We start from the raw sequence: 14505 nt of genomic DNA, 5'->3' as shown, positions 1-14505 counted from the left end.
CGCAATCGTTGTGGGGCACAGCTATTGGAGCGCAAGTATTATGTTTGGAAATCTAGGTAAAACAGGTAAATATCTCGGGCAAGCTGCACGCATGCTAGTGGGTGTTCCTGACTATGATACTTATGTGCAACATATGAAAGATAACCATCCAGATAAACCCGTCATGACCTACAAAGAGTTTTTTCGTGAGCGTCAGGATGCTCGTTATGGTGGCAGTGGTAAGGGTGGATTTCGCTGCTGTTAATGGATGATGCAATGAGGATAACTGTATGAAACCTATTCCCGTCACTATTCTAACTGGCTTTCTCGGAGCAGGTAAAACGACCTTACTGCGTCACATACTCCAAGCTGACCATGGACATAAAATTGCGGTTATTGAAAACGAATTTGGCGAAGTGCCGATTGATAATGCCTTAATTGGTGATCGGGCAACTCAAATTACCACATTAAGTAATGGCTGTATTTGTTGTAGCCGTTCTAATGAACTTGAAAATGCATTATTAGATTTATTGGATGGTATTGATAGCGGTAAGCTTAATTTTGACCGCTTAGTGATTGAATGCACGGGAATGGCCGATCCGGGTCCTATAACCAAAACTTTTTTCTCACACGAAATTTTATGTGAACGTTTTTTATTGGATGGCATCATTACTTTGGTGGATGCGGTTCATGCAGATAAACAACTCAACGATTTTGCCATAGCCCAAGCGCAAATTGGTTACGCAGATAGAATTCTCTTAACCAAGACTGATATACAGCCGCAATATGAAGCATTAGCAGAACGATTACAGCGCATCAATGCGCGCGCGCCAATTTATCCTGTTGTTAATGGCGATATTGACCTTAATTTGTTATTCGATATTCAAGGATTTTTATTAGATCCAACATTGAATGTCAGCCAACCTAAATTCCGTTTTACTCCGGAAAAACAAAATGAAGTGAGTTCTATCGTTGTTAAATTTGATTATCCGGTAGAACTGATGGAAGTTTCTCAAGTGATGGAAGATTTATTACTTGGTTTTGCGGATAATCTGTTGCGTTATAAAGGTATTTTATCGATTAAAGATGAGTCAAAACGCTTGTTATTCCAAGGTGTTCAGCGTTTATATAGTGCTGATTGGGATAGAGATTGGCAAGAGAATGAAAAGCGCGAAAGTGTGCTCGTTTTTATCGGTGTTAATCTACCGGAAGAAGAAATACGCGAAAAATTCGCTCAGTTAGCATAACGTTACCTGAAGAGATGGGGAAGACAATCTCTTCAGGACGTCTAAAGATAAAAACTTAAATTGAGCAGGCTCCCGCACCGTGTTTTTGAATATAGTTCTGATCTTTTTCATCAGCTAATTCAAATTCATATAATGGTGTCACGACTGTGACAATAGCTTGGTTTGGGTAGTGCTCATTTTGTAATTGCTGTTTTGATAAAATAGCCAGTTGTGTTTGCTCATCAGAATGGGTAAAAATGGCTGAACGGTATTTTTCACCAATATCATGGCCCTGTTTATCAACAGATAAAGGGTCAGGAATTTTCCAAAATAGTGCCAATAACTCATTGTAATGGGTTTCGTTCGGATCAAAGTCAACTTGAACAACTTCGATCCAAGGTGAATTTATCTCTTCAGAGCGGGCTAAGCCAACTTGGCTATGCACAACGCCTTTTATTTCTTGAAAAGCAGCTTCAGCCCCCCAAAAGCAACCCGCACCAAATGTAGCTTGCTGTAATAGATTTTGCTTATTGTTACTCATCATGACCTCACGGTTTTTTAAAATGTTATTATTTTGAAGCTAACCATTTATCGACGGTGGCTTGGTTGTTTTGTACCCATTGTTTTGCGGCAATAGCGGGTGGAACATTCTCTTTTTCAATTTCCAAGATCAATTGGTTTAGTTGTGAAGGTTCTATGGCGACATTTTGTAATAAGGCTGCAATTCGTGGTGCGCGTTTTTCTAAACTAGCAGCAGAGAGCACATAGACTTTTGCATCAGGATAAGCACACGTAATTTTACTTTTATTGAGCCAATCACTGTCTACCGTTGGGCTAATAAATTTCCAGCATCCATCTACTTTATAGGCTGGATCATCTTTTTTATTATCTTGAGCATATCCATCAAATTCAGGCTCTTCTAAACGACGTAAATCATAGGCAGCAAAAATCCAATCAGGCGTGTAAGCATAGAAAATCACACCGCGTTTTGCTTTATAAGCCGCTGCTAGTTTCGCATAAGTGACAGAAGCTTCGGTGGAAATAGGGGTAAACTTATCGCCAAATACATAATCTTTAGCTTTAATTTCACCAATATATGTCGATTCCCAACCAGCTGGACCTACGAGTAATTCTGGCTTTCCTCCGCCTAAAGGTGAAAATAACTCTGCAATTTCCGCTTTTTGCAAATCGTAAACTGATTTGATGTTGTATTTATCCTGCAAATATCCAGGAATATAAAATCCTTGTTCACCAATATAAGGATTTTTGGTCGGCACCAATGTTTTACTTCCAACAACATATTTTGCCCAAGCGGCAGATTGGTTTGGTAACCAAACATCTGTTAACACATCGACTGTGCCATCATCCTTACCTGCCGCGGCAAATAAAACCGGTAGGTCACCGGCAAGATAAGTAACATCACCATCCAAACGACTTTTGATGACTTCGCCTAAAATATGTTGAATGGCGATAGCACCTGTCCAGTTTTGTTCACCGATCACAACTTTATCTTTTGCTAGCGATGGAAAGGAAAGTGCGGTGAATAGTACTGCCGCTCCTAATTGTCTCAGTAATGATTTACTCATAAGATCCCCTTAGTGTGTAATAGTATTTTTATTGTTGTTTATGTAGATTTGATTGAATGATCCTGTCTGGAATTAATGCGCAAAGTACAATCGCAATACCAGCAAGCACTCCTTCTCCAGCCTTGATATTCCGTAATGCCGCCATGACATCGTAGCCCAATCCTCCTGCGCCAATTAATGCCGCGACAACCACCATTGATAGACTCATCACGATAGTTTGGTTAATACCCAATAATAATGAACGTTTTGCTAATGGTAGTTTGACTTTAGTTAATACTTGCCAAGGTGTTGCGCCATGAGCGACGGCAGCTTCCACGGATTCTTTTGCCACCTCTTGTAAACCTAGTGCGGTTAAACGGATCATTGGTGCTAATGAAAATATGACAGTTGCTATGACCGCAGGTGTTTTGCCAATGGAAAAAAATGCGACGGCTGGGATTAAATAGACAAATGTTGGAAGTGTTTGCATGATATCGAGCAGTGGCGTGATGATCCGGCGCGCGAGTTTTTTACTTGCAACTAAAATGCCCAATGGAATGCCGATAACTAAAACGATAAATACTGAAGAACCGACTAAAGCTAATGTTGAAATCGTTCTTTCCCAAAAACCAAAAACACCGATATAACTTACAGCGAATGCGCTTAATAGACTCAAACCAAGTCCCGATGCACGCCATGATAAGAAAATTAAAGCTAACGCACTGACAGTCCAAGGTAGCCAACCGAGAATAGATTCAATGCTCTCGATAACAGTACGCACTAGCACGATTAATCCCACAAATACACTTTCAAAGGTGGTTTGAGACCAATCAATCAGGTTATCAATATATTGCGCGGTATTGGCAAATAGTTGTCGATCAGCGGGAAACATTAGCCAAGCATTATTGGTATCTGATGTGAAAACTCGCCAAATTACGAAAAATTGGCTCATAATTAATACAAATAATGGTAATTTCCATCCTAAATGACGATTATTTCTTGCTCTTTTGATCTGTAAAATTGTAATTATTCGACTAACAAAGAATAACGAAATCCCAATAAGTGTTAGCCACCAATTAAATAAAATACCTTGTATTGATAATGCAACCGCAGCGACTTCTAATGCAGAAGTGAACCAAAAAAGACCACCTTTGCCATATTCAGCGAAAGAGGCTGGCCCAAGTAGGCAGGTTTTCCATATTGAAAATAAGGGTGTTGCCGGTATTTCTGGTACGACATCTATTTCCGTTTTAGCGGTTTTACTTTGCGGAACAGCGAATAAAGCTGGCGTAGCGGTATAATCTTGAAAAAACTCTGCAACCTCGGGATCTGCGGGGCTATCTAATAATTCTTCAGGTGTTGCTATTTGAATCAATTCACCATGACGGATTACAGCAATGCGATCAGCTAGGCGTAATGCTTCACTGGGATCATGAGTGACAAATAATGTTGTAATACCTCTTTCACGAACAAGCTGCAAAAAATGGTGCTGTAAGCTTCGGCGAATGGTGGGATCTAAAGCACTAAATGGTTCATCCATCAATAAAATGTCTGGGTTGGTGACTAATGCTCTCGCTAAACCGACTCTTTGTTGCATTCCACCAGATAGCTCGTCAGGATAATGTTCATCCCAGCCTTCTAATCCTACCGCTTTAAGTTGTTCACGAGCTGCTGCAAGTCTAATGTCTTCAGATTTGCCTTCTAGTTCAAGTGGAAATGCAACATTTTCAATTACAGTACGATGGGGTAATAATCCAAAATGCTGAAATACCATACCAATGCGTTTTGCACGTAATTCCCGTAATGATTTATGATTAAGAGTGCTAATATCTTGCCCCTCAATAAGTATCTCACCATTACTTGTGTCAATTAATCTATTGATATGACGTAATAAGGTTGATTTGCCACTTCCTGATGTTCCCATCAAGCACAATACTTCGCCTTTATAAACTTTAAAGCTAATATTATTAACCGCTGGTTTTTGTGCTTGCTTTGACATTGCGGCATATATTTTTGTGACGTGATGAAACTCAATAATGACTTCATCAGCAATAGGAAGATCTGATGAATTTATTATGTAGGGTGTCGTATTTTTCCCAAGTGCAGATTGAATGTTCACAGCCGATTCTCTCAATAAATTTTTATAATAAAACCATCATGTTATAGTTACTTATATCGCCAAGTCGTCCTTGCCGATAGCAGGATAGTTATTTTGTATATCTGGTTTGTTTAGTGGGAAGGTTAGATGCAGACTAATAGATAGTGTGGAATGAAAAGAAATACCAAATCAGAATAAATAATTTCCTATTGTTATTTATAATTTATGATGAAAATTATTCATTATGTAATTATTTCAACTTAAATGAACTATTATCTGATTTGTATTGATTTAGTGAGGTTAATAATGACAGTTAAATATTAATTTTACTTTATTAAGATAAACTGATCTAAAAATAAAATAATGATGCCTAATAATTTAATCTATAAAAACAATTAATTAATAGCAAATTTTATGTTGCTATGAGCCGCACCTCAAAAGTTGTAATTCAACTATTAAGATACAGCTCATTAGATTAGAGGGAATTTAGGGGGAATTTATCGCGCCTTGGCGGCCATTATTTCAATAATTTGTACATCGGTGTGGCGCATAGAACCTGTCGCTAAAGCGCATAAATTCGCTATTGATTGGTCAACATCATCAGAAACAATGCCGTCAGAGCCTCTAACACAACTATTATCAAGTGCCATAAGAACGGCTTTATAAGCTGCACTTGCACTAGTCGATACTTTCATTGCACAACTATTTGATGCACCATCACAGATCATGCCGCTAACATCGCCAATCATGCTGCAAATTGCCATTGAAACAACGTCATAACGCGCATCAAGTAACCATGCGATACCCGCTGCTGCGCCCATTGCCGCAGTTGTTGCCGCACATAAAGCAGAAAGCGCTGGTAGCTGATTGTGAATATAAATAGCCATTAAATGAGATAACATTAAAGCGCGTGCAAGCTGCTCTTCTGAGGCTTGTAAGTAATCCGCTGTTACCACCACAGGCATTGTTGCAGCGATACCTTGGTTTCCTGAGCCAGAGTTACTCATTGCAGGCAAAATAGCACCGCCCATGCGCGCATCCGAAGCCGCAGAAGTTCTGATCATAATTTCTGATAATAGATCTTTTGAGAGTAAGCCGCGATCACGTTGGGTTTGTAATGTTTTACCAATATGTAGCCCATATACATTACGCAGCCCTTCTTGAGATAATGCATCATTTAATTGAGCAGACTCTAAAATAAAACGGATATCTTCCAGTGGCGCTTGTGTCGCAAATTGGTAAACGGCTTTTGCTGTCACAGGAGGTAACTCAACATCAACCGCACAATCTGTTGTAGATTGATTATGGGATGTTTTTTGTGAGTCATCAAAAATAACATTGCCGTTACAGATAATTTTGACAATATGGGTATGCGTGCCTGCAATGATGACAGTCGCATAACCTTGCGATGTATAAACTGAAGCTTCAGAATAGATGACCTCATCACAAGGTTGCTTAATATCAACAGTGACTAAGCCTTTTGCTAACATTTGTTTGCTGTGCTCAATTTCAGCATAAGAAGCCGACTTTAATACTTCAAGACCTGCATCTGCATCATCGCCAATAGCACCTAATGCAGCCGCTATTGGTAAGCCAACCATTCCCGTTCCCGGCACAGTAACACCCATGCCGTTTTTCATTAAATTTGGGGATACATAAGCAGTAACACGAATAATCTCACCTTTTAAGCAAGATGCGGCTTTAGCAGCAGCTAATGCTAAAGAAATGGGTTCAGTGCATCCTAAAGCAGGTTTGACTTCCTGCTTTACGGCATTAATAAAATATTGCCAAAGAAGAGGCTGGACTTGAACTGGCATGATGAGATCCCCAAAAGAACATCTAGTTTATGTGGATATTCTAATGAAAACGGAGGAGAAAAGTTTCACTATGTTGCCAGGTAAAAAACACATGGTAGAAAAATTTCCTACCTAATCACACTTTTATAGTGTTTATTTTTTGATTTTGAGATGCATCACATTCAATCTCATCTAAAGTGTTAGTGAGATTGAATGTGCATTTTGAACACTAACTTTCGAGATCAAGCCTTTTTGATTGCCATTTACGTGAACGCCAGCGCCAAGCATTTGTTAGGCCTCGTAGCCATTCATCTGCAAAAAAGCCAATCCAAATTCCCAATAAGCCCATTTCCATTTTGATACCCAAGAAATAACCTAATGGGATAGCAACACCCCACATAAAGATAATTGCGGTACAAAGAGGAAAACGTGCATCACCTGAAGCTCTAAGCGCATTGACCATCACAATATTCAATGTACGTCCGGGCTCTAAGAAAACAGAAAGTAGGAACAAGGGCAGTAATAAATGAATAATACCTTGATCTTCCGTTAAGTTATCAATAATTGGATTACGGAATAACCAGAAGAAAAAGACAATAACAATCGTGAAATAAAAGCCCATTTTGAGACTTTTTATGCCGCGTCGATAAGCATCTTCAAAGCGTTTTGCACCAACGAGATGACCCACCATTATTTCATTTCCGATACTGATAGAAATGCCAAATAGCATAATGAACAGTGATAGTTGGAAATAAAGTGTTTGTGCGGCAAGTGCGGTTTCCCCCATCAAACCAATAAAGGCTGATGCGGTCATAAAATGTAAGATCCACACTAAGTTTTCACCCGCAGAAGGTAATCCTATATGCAAAATTTTACTGAGCATATTTCGTGACCAGCGAACGAGCATAAGTGGAACAAATTTAATTCTTAAACCATAAAATAGTAAGCAAGAAAGTAAGATAACGGCAACAACACGGCCAACCACTGTTGACCATGCAACGCCTTCCAATCCATATTGAGGTAAACCAAAAAAGCCGTATAAAACAATCATATTACCGATAACAGTAATAATATTGGCAATAAAGGTGACCCACATTGCTGGTTGGGTTTTGCCATAAACGCGCAAGCAGGCTGCGAGAATGATTGAAATCGCTTCTGGAATTAAACAAATCCCTAAGATGTGTAAATATGCATAACCATCTTCCATGAGATGAGATGGTGTATTCATAACGCTAAGGATTTTGTAACCCAAAAATAGGGTAATCAGGGCACTGGAAAAACCAAGTAAAAAGTTAAAGGCAATCGATATATGGATCGCCTGATTCGCTTTTTCGCGGCGGCCAGCACCAATATATTGAGCGATAACAACACTACAACCCACACTTATAAAACTAAATATGGTAATAAATAGGTCAAAAACCTGATTACCCACGCCCATTGCTGCGAGATAAGCAGTTGAAACATGGCTGACCATGTAGGTGTTAATCAGTAAGGTGGCCAAATGAAGAAAAATATCAATAAATATTGGCCAACTGAGCGAGAAAAGTGATCTCTCAGTGACATTGGATTGGGGCATGAAGAACCTTCAAAATAAAATAATAGAAAACTTCCCGCTATACTTCGAGTGGTGATTGATAGCACGCATCAATCAATCGCCTGATTATTAAATAATAAATTATTTATCAGGAGAGGTTTCGACCACTTTTAGGTAACTGACATTATCAAAGAGGGATAAAGAAAAAACGAGTCAGATTCTACCTTGATTTGGTTATCCTTGATAGAGGCGAATATGACTTAAATTGTGGAAAATGAATCTTTTGTCTAATGAGTCTGATCCTGCTAACTTATTTAGATATAAAGTAGCGATTATCATCATCTAAAAATGATAATTTGAGTCCTAACGGAGATAAAATGACAAAGATTAAAGTCGCAATAGTCGGCTACGGAAATATTGGCCGCTATGCTCTTGAAGCTGTGCAAGCCGCAGAAGATTTTGAGTTAGTTGGTGTTGTTCGTCGTAATATCCAAGATATTCCAGCTGAGCTGGCGGGTTATTCCGTTGTTGATCAGATTGAAAAACTAGGAAAAGTCGATGTCGCATTGCTATGTTCACCCACTCGCGCCATTGGAGAATTAGCTGAAAATATTTTAAGCCTTGGCATTAACACAGTGGATAGTTTTGATGTTCATTCTGATATTGTAGCGCTTAAAAATCGATTAGATAAAGTGGCAAAAGCACATGATAGCGTTGCAATTGTCTCGGCCGGTTGGGATCCAGGCTCTGATTCCATTATGAGAACGTTGATGTTGGCAATGGCACCAAAAGGGGTGACATACACTAACTTTGGGCCCGGTATGAGCATGGGGCACAGTGTTGCGGCTAAAGCTGTTGAAGGCGTCAGAGATGCTTTATCAGTCACTATTCCATTAGGTACCGGCGTTCATCGCCGTATGGTGTATGTTGAATTAGAAAAACAGGCTGATTTTGCTGAGGTTTCACGCGTTATCAAAGCAGATAAGTATTTTTCTTCAGATGAAACACATATTCGCCAAGTTGATAGTATTGATGCGCTGAAAGATGTAGGTCATGGTGTACACATGACACATAAAGGTGTTTCTGGTGCCACACATAATCAACTCTTTGAATATTCAATGCGTATTAATAATCCTGCATTGACTTCACAATTTATGGTATCAGCTGCACGCGCCACAATGAAGCAGGCCGCGGGGGCTTTCACGGTAATTGAAATCCCACCCGTGCATTTTTTACAAGGTGACCTCGATAAATTGATTGCTAAATTAGTTTAATTGATGGCATGAGATATTTTCTATTCATGAATAGAAAGAAACTAAGGCAATAAAAAAGCGCTTACTTAAGTAAGCGCCCTGGTGTTGGCAAAGCCATAAAATGATTAACGAGTAATTGATTTAAATTTAGCAGTTGTTGCAGTTAAAGCCACTTCAGTTGGTAATCGCTCCATGGAACTTGCGCCATAGAAGCCATGACAATCAGGGCAGTTTGCTAAAATAAATTCAGCATCTTCAGGTGTTGCGATTGGGCCACCATGACATAAGACAATTACATCATCACGGACTGACTTAGCGGCTTTTGCCCAATCATTAATTAACGGAACGCAATCTTTTAATGTTAATGCCGTTTCAGCGCCAATATTCCCGCCTGTTGTTAATCCCATATGTGGCACAATGATATCGGCACCTGCTTCAGCCATTGCAATAGCATCTTCACGGCTGAATACATAAGGCGTGGTTAATAGGCCTTTTTCATGAGCTAAACGGATCATGTCGACTTCCAGTGCGTAACCCATGCCAGTTTCTTCTAAATTAGCTCTAAAGTTACCGTCAATTAAGCCAACTGTTGGGAAATTTTGTACACCAGCAAATCCGATTGATTTAATTTCATCAAGAAATTGATCAAATTGGCAGAATGGGTCAGTGCCATTTACGCCAGCGAGAACAGGGGTGTGTTTAACAACGGGTAGTACTTCTTTCGCCATATCCATCACGATTTCATTTGCATTGCCATAAGCTAAGAGGCCTGCAAGCGAGCCGCGACCCGCCATACGATAACGACCTGAATTATAAATAACAATAAGGTCTATTCCTCCCGCTTCTTCACATTTTGCTGATAGCCCTGTACCTGCACCGCCGCCAATAATTGGTTCGCCGCGTGCAATCATATCTCTAAAGTTTTTAAGTAGATTTTCGCGATTATGTTTCATGAATAAACCCTTATTTGCTGTTCAAAAGTTCCTGGTGTAATTGAATAACCTGTTCGCAAAACTCAGGTGAGTTAATATGATAAGCGCTCAAAATAAGTTTGCGGTTTTCTGTTGTTATAAGATTTTCGGTTAATGCATTGATAAAAGCTTGGTCTGCTTGAGGATCCCAAAATGGTGCGCCTTCAATATCTAATGCTGAAAAGCCAGCAGTTGGAATAATAAAACTCATTTTACCTTCACAACGATTAAGCTTATCCGCTATCCAACGCCCCATTTGCGCATTTTCTTCTTTTGTCGTCCGCATTAAAGTCACTTGAGCATTGTGGTGATAGAACAAGCGGTCTTGGTATTGTTCTGGAATACTTGATGGCCGACCAAAATTGACCATATCAAGAGCGCCACATGACAAGATACAAGGAGTTTTAGTTCGGGCTATTGCACCAAAACGATCTTCATCACAAGCGAGGACACCGCCAAAAAGGTAGTCACAGACTTCAGTTGTCGTAATATCTAAGACGGAATGTAAAAGTTGGCTATCAATTAATTTTTCCATCGCTTTGCCGCCACTACCTGTGGCATGGAAAACTAAGCAGTCATATTCAGGTTCAAGTTGTTTAGTCAGTTGTTGAACACAAGGTGTTGTCACGCCAAACATGGTCAATGCAATTGCGGGCTTTACTTCAATAACATCATCATCTTCTTGTTGAAAATAGACTGAACCTGCAATTTGATTTGCTGCGTTTCTGAGTACTTTACGAGAAATAATATTAAGCCCAGAAACATCAGTGACTGAATACATCATTGAGATGTCGCTTGCCCCGATATAACCTGAGATATCGCCTGAAGCCATTGTGGAAACCATCAACTTTGGGATCCCTACAGGTAAAGATTGCATTGCTGGTGTGATAAGTGCCGTTCCACCTGAGCCACCTAAACCTAGAATAGCGGCAACATCGGTTTGTGCTTGTAGGAAAAGACTAAACGCTTGAGCCATTGCTTCAATGGCTTTTCCTCTATCACCACAAAAAACAGCTTTAGCACCTTCTGGATGATATTCAGCAACAGCTTGCGCACTAATATCCGCGGTTTTGCTAAGCTGGGTTGGGCGAGTCGTTAGATCAACAGTACGTACTGCTAATCCTGCTTTTTTAATGAGGTCGCTTACATAGAATAGTTCATCACTTTTCGTATCTAATGTTGTTGCAATGTAGATATATCCCGGATCTTGTCTCATAGGAAAATCCTTACATGTGGTTCGATGTTTATCATCTTAATGAGACTATAGTATCATTTTGGTTTGTTAGTGATTGAGACTAATGTCTCATTTTTAATCTGAATAAATTTCTTTTATGATGAATTTTTGTATCTTTATGATAAATAATAATTATTTATTTCTTTGTCATTCATTTTTTTTTATAAAAGATGATTTTTTTTGAAAACTATTTAAGTCAATTAAAAATGATTTAGGATAAAAGGAAGTGAGCTGAATTCAGTATCATTACTAACAATTTATGTACTTTGTTTAGTTATAAAATATTATGTGTAATTTATTATAAGAATGGTTTAAATAAGAGAGATGAATATGTTGACGGAGGAGGAATAAATGACATTAATTAATTCAAGTCATGAATATACAGGGACACGAAAGCGGACTTATAATTTGTTGATCAATACTGCATTAATGTTATTTGAAAAAGGGGATATCCCTTCTGTTTCTGAATTAGCCATCGAAGCTGGCGTCTCAAGAGCCACTGCTTATCGCTATTTCCCGACACAAAGTGACCTGATTGCTGCCATCGTTAACGCAAGTCTTGGACCTATTTTAACTTGGAAACCAAGCAGTGAAAAAACAGAAGAACGGATTGATGAATTACTGACTTTTGCTTTACCTCGCATGTTTGAGCATGAAGGCGCTCTTAGGGCAGCATTACAAATTTCCTTACAGCAATGGGCTAAAGGGCGAGCATCACCACAAGAACAGACAGAAAAACGTCTTGAGCGGGGAAATCGTAAGGATATTTTGGCGATGGTGACGGAGCCAATGAAAGGTGAGTTTCCGCAAGAATTGATTGATAAAGTGATCAAAGCCTTCTCTGTCATTTATGGTTCAGAAATATTTGTCGTCTTAAAAGATATTTGGAAACAAGAAGATGATGAAGTCATAAAAATGGCTAAATGGATGGCAAAAGCTGTTATTAACCAAGCTATTGCAGATAAAGAATCACAATTAAAATAGTAGAATTAATCATTTAATCAATATTGAATTGATATAGATAGATGGCTTTCCACAGTATTATTTGCAAGATTTTGTGTCTCGCTAATTTAAATGACAGCAGCTGAATAAATCAATAAAAATAAGACATAGCGAAATAATTACTATGGCAATTATATGATAAAATCCATATAGTGAAATGGGCCGAGGTTGTTGTTTAATACATCATGTAAATATGTAGATAAACATAAGTTGACTTAAAGGGTCATTAGCAACCTCGGATAAACCATGATTTAAGCGCTTGGTATATTTGCGTAATAGTAGGGTTTAACAATGATAAGATTGTTGAAGATGGGATTAGGTATTGCTATTTGCGCCTTAATTGGTGGCTCCTTAACCTACTTAGGTATACCACTTGCACTAATGTTTGGTCCTATTCTTGCTATTATCATTTTCCATCGTTTTGGCATTCAATTCGCGATTCCTAAATATACACTCACATTTGTTCAGCTCTCTTTAGGGACATCTGTCGGATTAATGTTTAATCAGGTTTCACTGCAAGCAGAGAACCTTTTTTTATTGTTAGTGATGCTAGTTATCTGTCTAGCTGTCCAATTTTCATTTAGTTATTTTTGGTTTCATCGAAAAGTAGGTTGGACAAAGCAAGAAGCAATGCTTGGTTCTGTTCCCGGTGCAATGGCTGCCATATTGGCATTAATGGATCACACCAATACTCCGCCACAAAAAATTGTCATTTCGCATACTATTCGTTTGATTATCCTTATCTTATTAGCGGGAATAGTTGTTGGAAGTAGCGGTGATCCGCAACCTATGATTGAATTGCCTTCCTTAACATTAGAGGCAACAGCTTGGCTAAGTATTATTGTATTAGTGGGGCTAGTTTTAGGTCTGATCCTACAAAAACTGCATGTACCCGCACCCTTTATGCTGACATCTTTGGCATCAGCCTCTTTAATTCAAGGTTGGGTTAATGTACCGATAAACTTTCCGATTATGATAACGGAACTTAGTATGGTGCTAATAGGAATGAACATCGGTAACCATTTTGTTGTTTTTCCGATGACATCATTGATTAAAAATATCTATTCATCTGCACAAGTCGTTATCATCAATATCTTTCTGACGTTACTCATTACCCTTTTTGCGGCTTGGATTACGGGTTATCCTATGCAAGTTTTATTATTAGCTTGGGCGCCAGGCAGCATGGAAGCGATGACATTTGCCGCTATTACCATGAATTTAGATGCGGGATTTGTGATGTCGAACCATATTATTAGAATGGTTATTATCCAAACTATCCCATCGGTTGTGATGTTTTGGCAAGAAAGACGAGAAAAGCGTTCACACTAGATGTGCTGTTGTGAATAGGTGAATAAAGCTGTTTAGTTATTAAAAACCAAACAGCTTTCAACTCAATAAATGGCTAAAAAGCGGTTATCAGTAGCTACTTAACGTAAGCAAACAAACCTAATGAATCACGAGCTAATGACTGACATTTAAAATCTTGTGGTAGCGGAATGGATTTCAAATCACGATAACTTTCATTGTTGAGTTGTGTCATTTTTTTCGAATCATAGTCATTCAAATCCCATTTATTACTGCGAGCAAAGTAAATAATTGCTCGTTCAATTTCGCGATCAGGGATTTGTGAATAGCCACAATCATATTTTAAATAAATAAAAACCGCTGTTAAATCAGCGAGATCTTCTGCTTCACTAGAACTTAGCGCTCTGGCTGAGTGAGTCACACCTAGCAAAGTAATGATGTAAAAAATTAAGGTAAATTTGCGCATTCAGTATTCTATCTGTTTTTCATGTCAAGTAACGTTAACATAACAATAGAATTGTTAGTCAAGTATATTTTTTCTT

The 14505-nt window shown here is 38.7% G+C and carries 13 protein-coding genes; 5 read left to right on the top strand and 8 right to left on the bottom strand.

Annotated features, from left to right (window positions below; translation table 11 throughout):
• The first annotated feature begins 40 nt into the window (after positions 1–40).
• Together OO7_RS13785 and yjiA are read left to right on the top strand one after the other, a co-directional pair.
• Positions 41–244 (top strand): YbdD/YjiX family protein, encoded by a 204-nt coding sequence (locus tag OO7_RS13785; RefSeq protein ID WP_008916541.1) that lies wholly within the window; start codon positions 41–43, stop codon positions 242–244.
• A gap of 25 nt (positions 245–269) precedes the next feature.
• Positions 270–1226 (top strand): GTPase, encoded by a 957-nt coding sequence (gene yjiA, locus OO7_RS13780; protein ID WP_008916540.1) that lies wholly within the window; start codon positions 270–272, stop codon positions 1224–1226.
• Positions 1227–1281: 55 nt separating this feature from the next.
• Here yjiA and msrA read toward each other — a convergent pair whose 3' ends face one another.
• From msrA to OO7_RS13755, 5 genes are all read right to left on the bottom strand, one after another.
• Positions 1282–1746 carry a peptide-methionine (S)-S-oxide reductase MsrA gene (gene msrA / locus OO7_RS13775; RefSeq protein ID WP_008916539.1) on the bottom strand — a complete coding sequence of 155 codons (465 nt, stop codon included), beginning with the start codon at positions 1744–1746 and terminating at the stop codon, positions 1282–1284.
• A gap of 28 nt (positions 1747–1774) precedes the next feature.
• Positions 1775–2791 (bottom strand): ABC transporter substrate-binding protein, encoded by a 1017-nt coding sequence (locus OO7_RS13770; protein ID WP_008916538.1) that lies wholly within the window; start codon positions 2789–2791, stop codon positions 1775–1777.
• A 28-nt stretch (positions 2792–2819) separates the two neighbouring features.
• Entirely contained in the window at positions 2820–4889 is a 2070-nt protein-coding gene (locus tag OO7_RS13765; protein WP_008916537.1) for an ATP-binding cassette domain-containing protein, read from the bottom strand.
• 476 nt (positions 4890–5365) lie between these two features.
• On the bottom strand, positions 5366–6685 hold the full coding sequence (locus OO7_RS13760) for an L-cysteine desulfidase family protein (RefSeq protein WP_008916536.1): 1320 nt from the start codon (positions 6683–6685) through the stop codon (positions 5366–5368).
• A 208-nt stretch (positions 6686–6893) separates the two neighbouring features.
• Positions 6894–8240 (bottom strand): MATE family efflux transporter, encoded by a 1347-nt coding sequence (locus tag OO7_RS13755; protein WP_008916535.1) that lies wholly within the window; start codon positions 8238–8240, stop codon positions 6894–6896.
• A 335-nt stretch (positions 8241–8575) separates the two neighbouring features.
• Here OO7_RS13755 and OO7_RS13750 point away from each other — a divergent pair, with 335 nt between their 5' ends.
• Positions 8576–9472 carry a diaminopimelate dehydrogenase gene (locus tag OO7_RS13750; protein ID WP_008916534.1) on the top strand — a complete coding sequence of 299 codons (897 nt, stop codon included), beginning with the start codon at positions 8576–8578 and terminating at the stop codon, positions 9470–9472.
• Between the two features lie 104 nt (positions 9473–9576).
• Here OO7_RS13750 and OO7_RS13745 read toward each other — a convergent pair whose 3' ends face one another.
• Entirely contained in the window at positions 9577–10404 is an 828-nt protein-coding gene (locus OO7_RS13745) for a phosphoenolpyruvate hydrolase family protein (RefSeq protein WP_008916533.1), read from the bottom strand.
• A gap of 10 nt (positions 10405–10414) precedes the next feature.
• Positions 10415–11638 (bottom strand): Tm-1-like ATP-binding domain-containing protein, encoded by a 1224-nt coding sequence (locus tag OO7_RS13740; RefSeq protein ID WP_008916532.1) that lies wholly within the window; start codon positions 11636–11638, stop codon positions 10415–10417.
• A gap of 369 nt (positions 11639–12007) precedes the next feature.
• Here OO7_RS13740 and OO7_RS13735 point away from each other — a divergent pair, with 369 nt between their 5' ends.
• A complete protein-coding gene (locus OO7_RS13735) occupies positions 12008–12640 on the top strand; it encodes a TetR/AcrR family transcriptional regulator (RefSeq protein WP_008916531.1) in 633 nt (210 codons plus the stop codon).
• Positions 12641–12949: 309 nt separating this feature from the next.
• On the top strand, positions 12950–13987 hold the full coding sequence (locus OO7_RS13730; RefSeq protein WP_043892733.1) for an AbrB family transcriptional regulator: 1038 nt from the start codon (positions 12950–12952) through the stop codon (positions 13985–13987).
• A 94-nt stretch (positions 13988–14081) separates the two neighbouring features.
• Here the strand turns inward: OO7_RS13730 and OO7_RS13725 are convergent, their stop codons facing one another.
• Entirely contained in the window at positions 14082–14429 is a 348-nt protein-coding gene (locus OO7_RS13725) for a YacC family pilotin-like protein (RefSeq protein ID WP_008916529.1), read from the bottom strand.
• Between the last annotated feature and the right edge of the window lie 76 nt (positions 14430–14505).

The organism is Providencia sneebia DSM 19967 (assembly GCF_000314895.2).
Classification (GTDB): domain Bacteria; phylum Pseudomonadota; class Gammaproteobacteria; order Enterobacterales; family Enterobacteriaceae; genus Providencia; species Providencia sneebia.
Note: the sequence above shows the minus strand (reverse complement) of the source record. Positions and strands in the feature narration are given on the sequence as shown.

Excerpts from the sequence above, each read along its gene's own strand:
- OO7_RS13750 (WP_008916534.1), top strand. The coding sequence starts at position 8,576 with ATGACAAAGATTAAAGTCGCAATAGTCGGCTACGGAAATATTGGCCGC.
- OO7_RS13730 (WP_043892733.1), top strand. The coding sequence starts at position 12,950 with ATGATAAGATTGTTGAAGATGGGATTAGGTATTGCTATTTGCGCCTTA.
- yjiA (WP_008916540.1), top strand. The coding sequence starts at position 270 with ATGAAACCTATTCCCGTCACTATTCTAACTGGCTTTCTCGGAGCAGGT.
- OO7_RS13755 (WP_008916535.1), bottom strand. The coding sequence starts at position 8,240 with ATGCCCCAATCCAATGTCACTGAGAGATCACTTTTCTCGCTCAGTTGG.
- OO7_RS13770 (WP_008916538.1), bottom strand. The coding sequence starts at position 2,791 with ATGAGTAAATCATTACTGAGACAATTAGGAGCGGCAGTACTATTCACC.
- OO7_RS13725 (WP_008916529.1), bottom strand. The coding sequence starts at position 14,429 with ATGCGCAAATTTACCTTAATTTTTTACATCATTACTTTGCTAGGTGTG.
- msrA (WP_008916539.1), bottom strand. The coding sequence starts at position 1,746 with ATGAGTAACAATAAGCAAAATCTATTACAGCAAGCTACATTTGGTGCG.
- OO7_RS13745 (WP_008916533.1), bottom strand. The coding sequence starts at position 10,404 with ATGAAACATAATCGCGAAAATCTACTTAAAAACTTTAGAGATATGATT.
- OO7_RS13740 (WP_008916532.1), bottom strand. The coding sequence starts at position 11,638 with ATGAGACAAGATCCGGGATATATCTACATTGCAACAACATTAGATACG.
- OO7_RS13785 (WP_008916541.1), top strand. The coding sequence starts at position 41 with ATGTTTGGAAATCTAGGTAAAACAGGTAAATATCTCGGGCAAGCTGCA.
- OO7_RS13760 (WP_008916536.1), bottom strand. The coding sequence starts at position 6,685 with ATGCCAGTTCAAGTCCAGCCTCTTCTTTGGCAATATTTTATTAATGCC.
- OO7_RS13735 (WP_008916531.1), top strand. The coding sequence starts at position 12,008 with ATGACATTAATTAATTCAAGTCATGAATATACAGGGACACGAAAGCGG.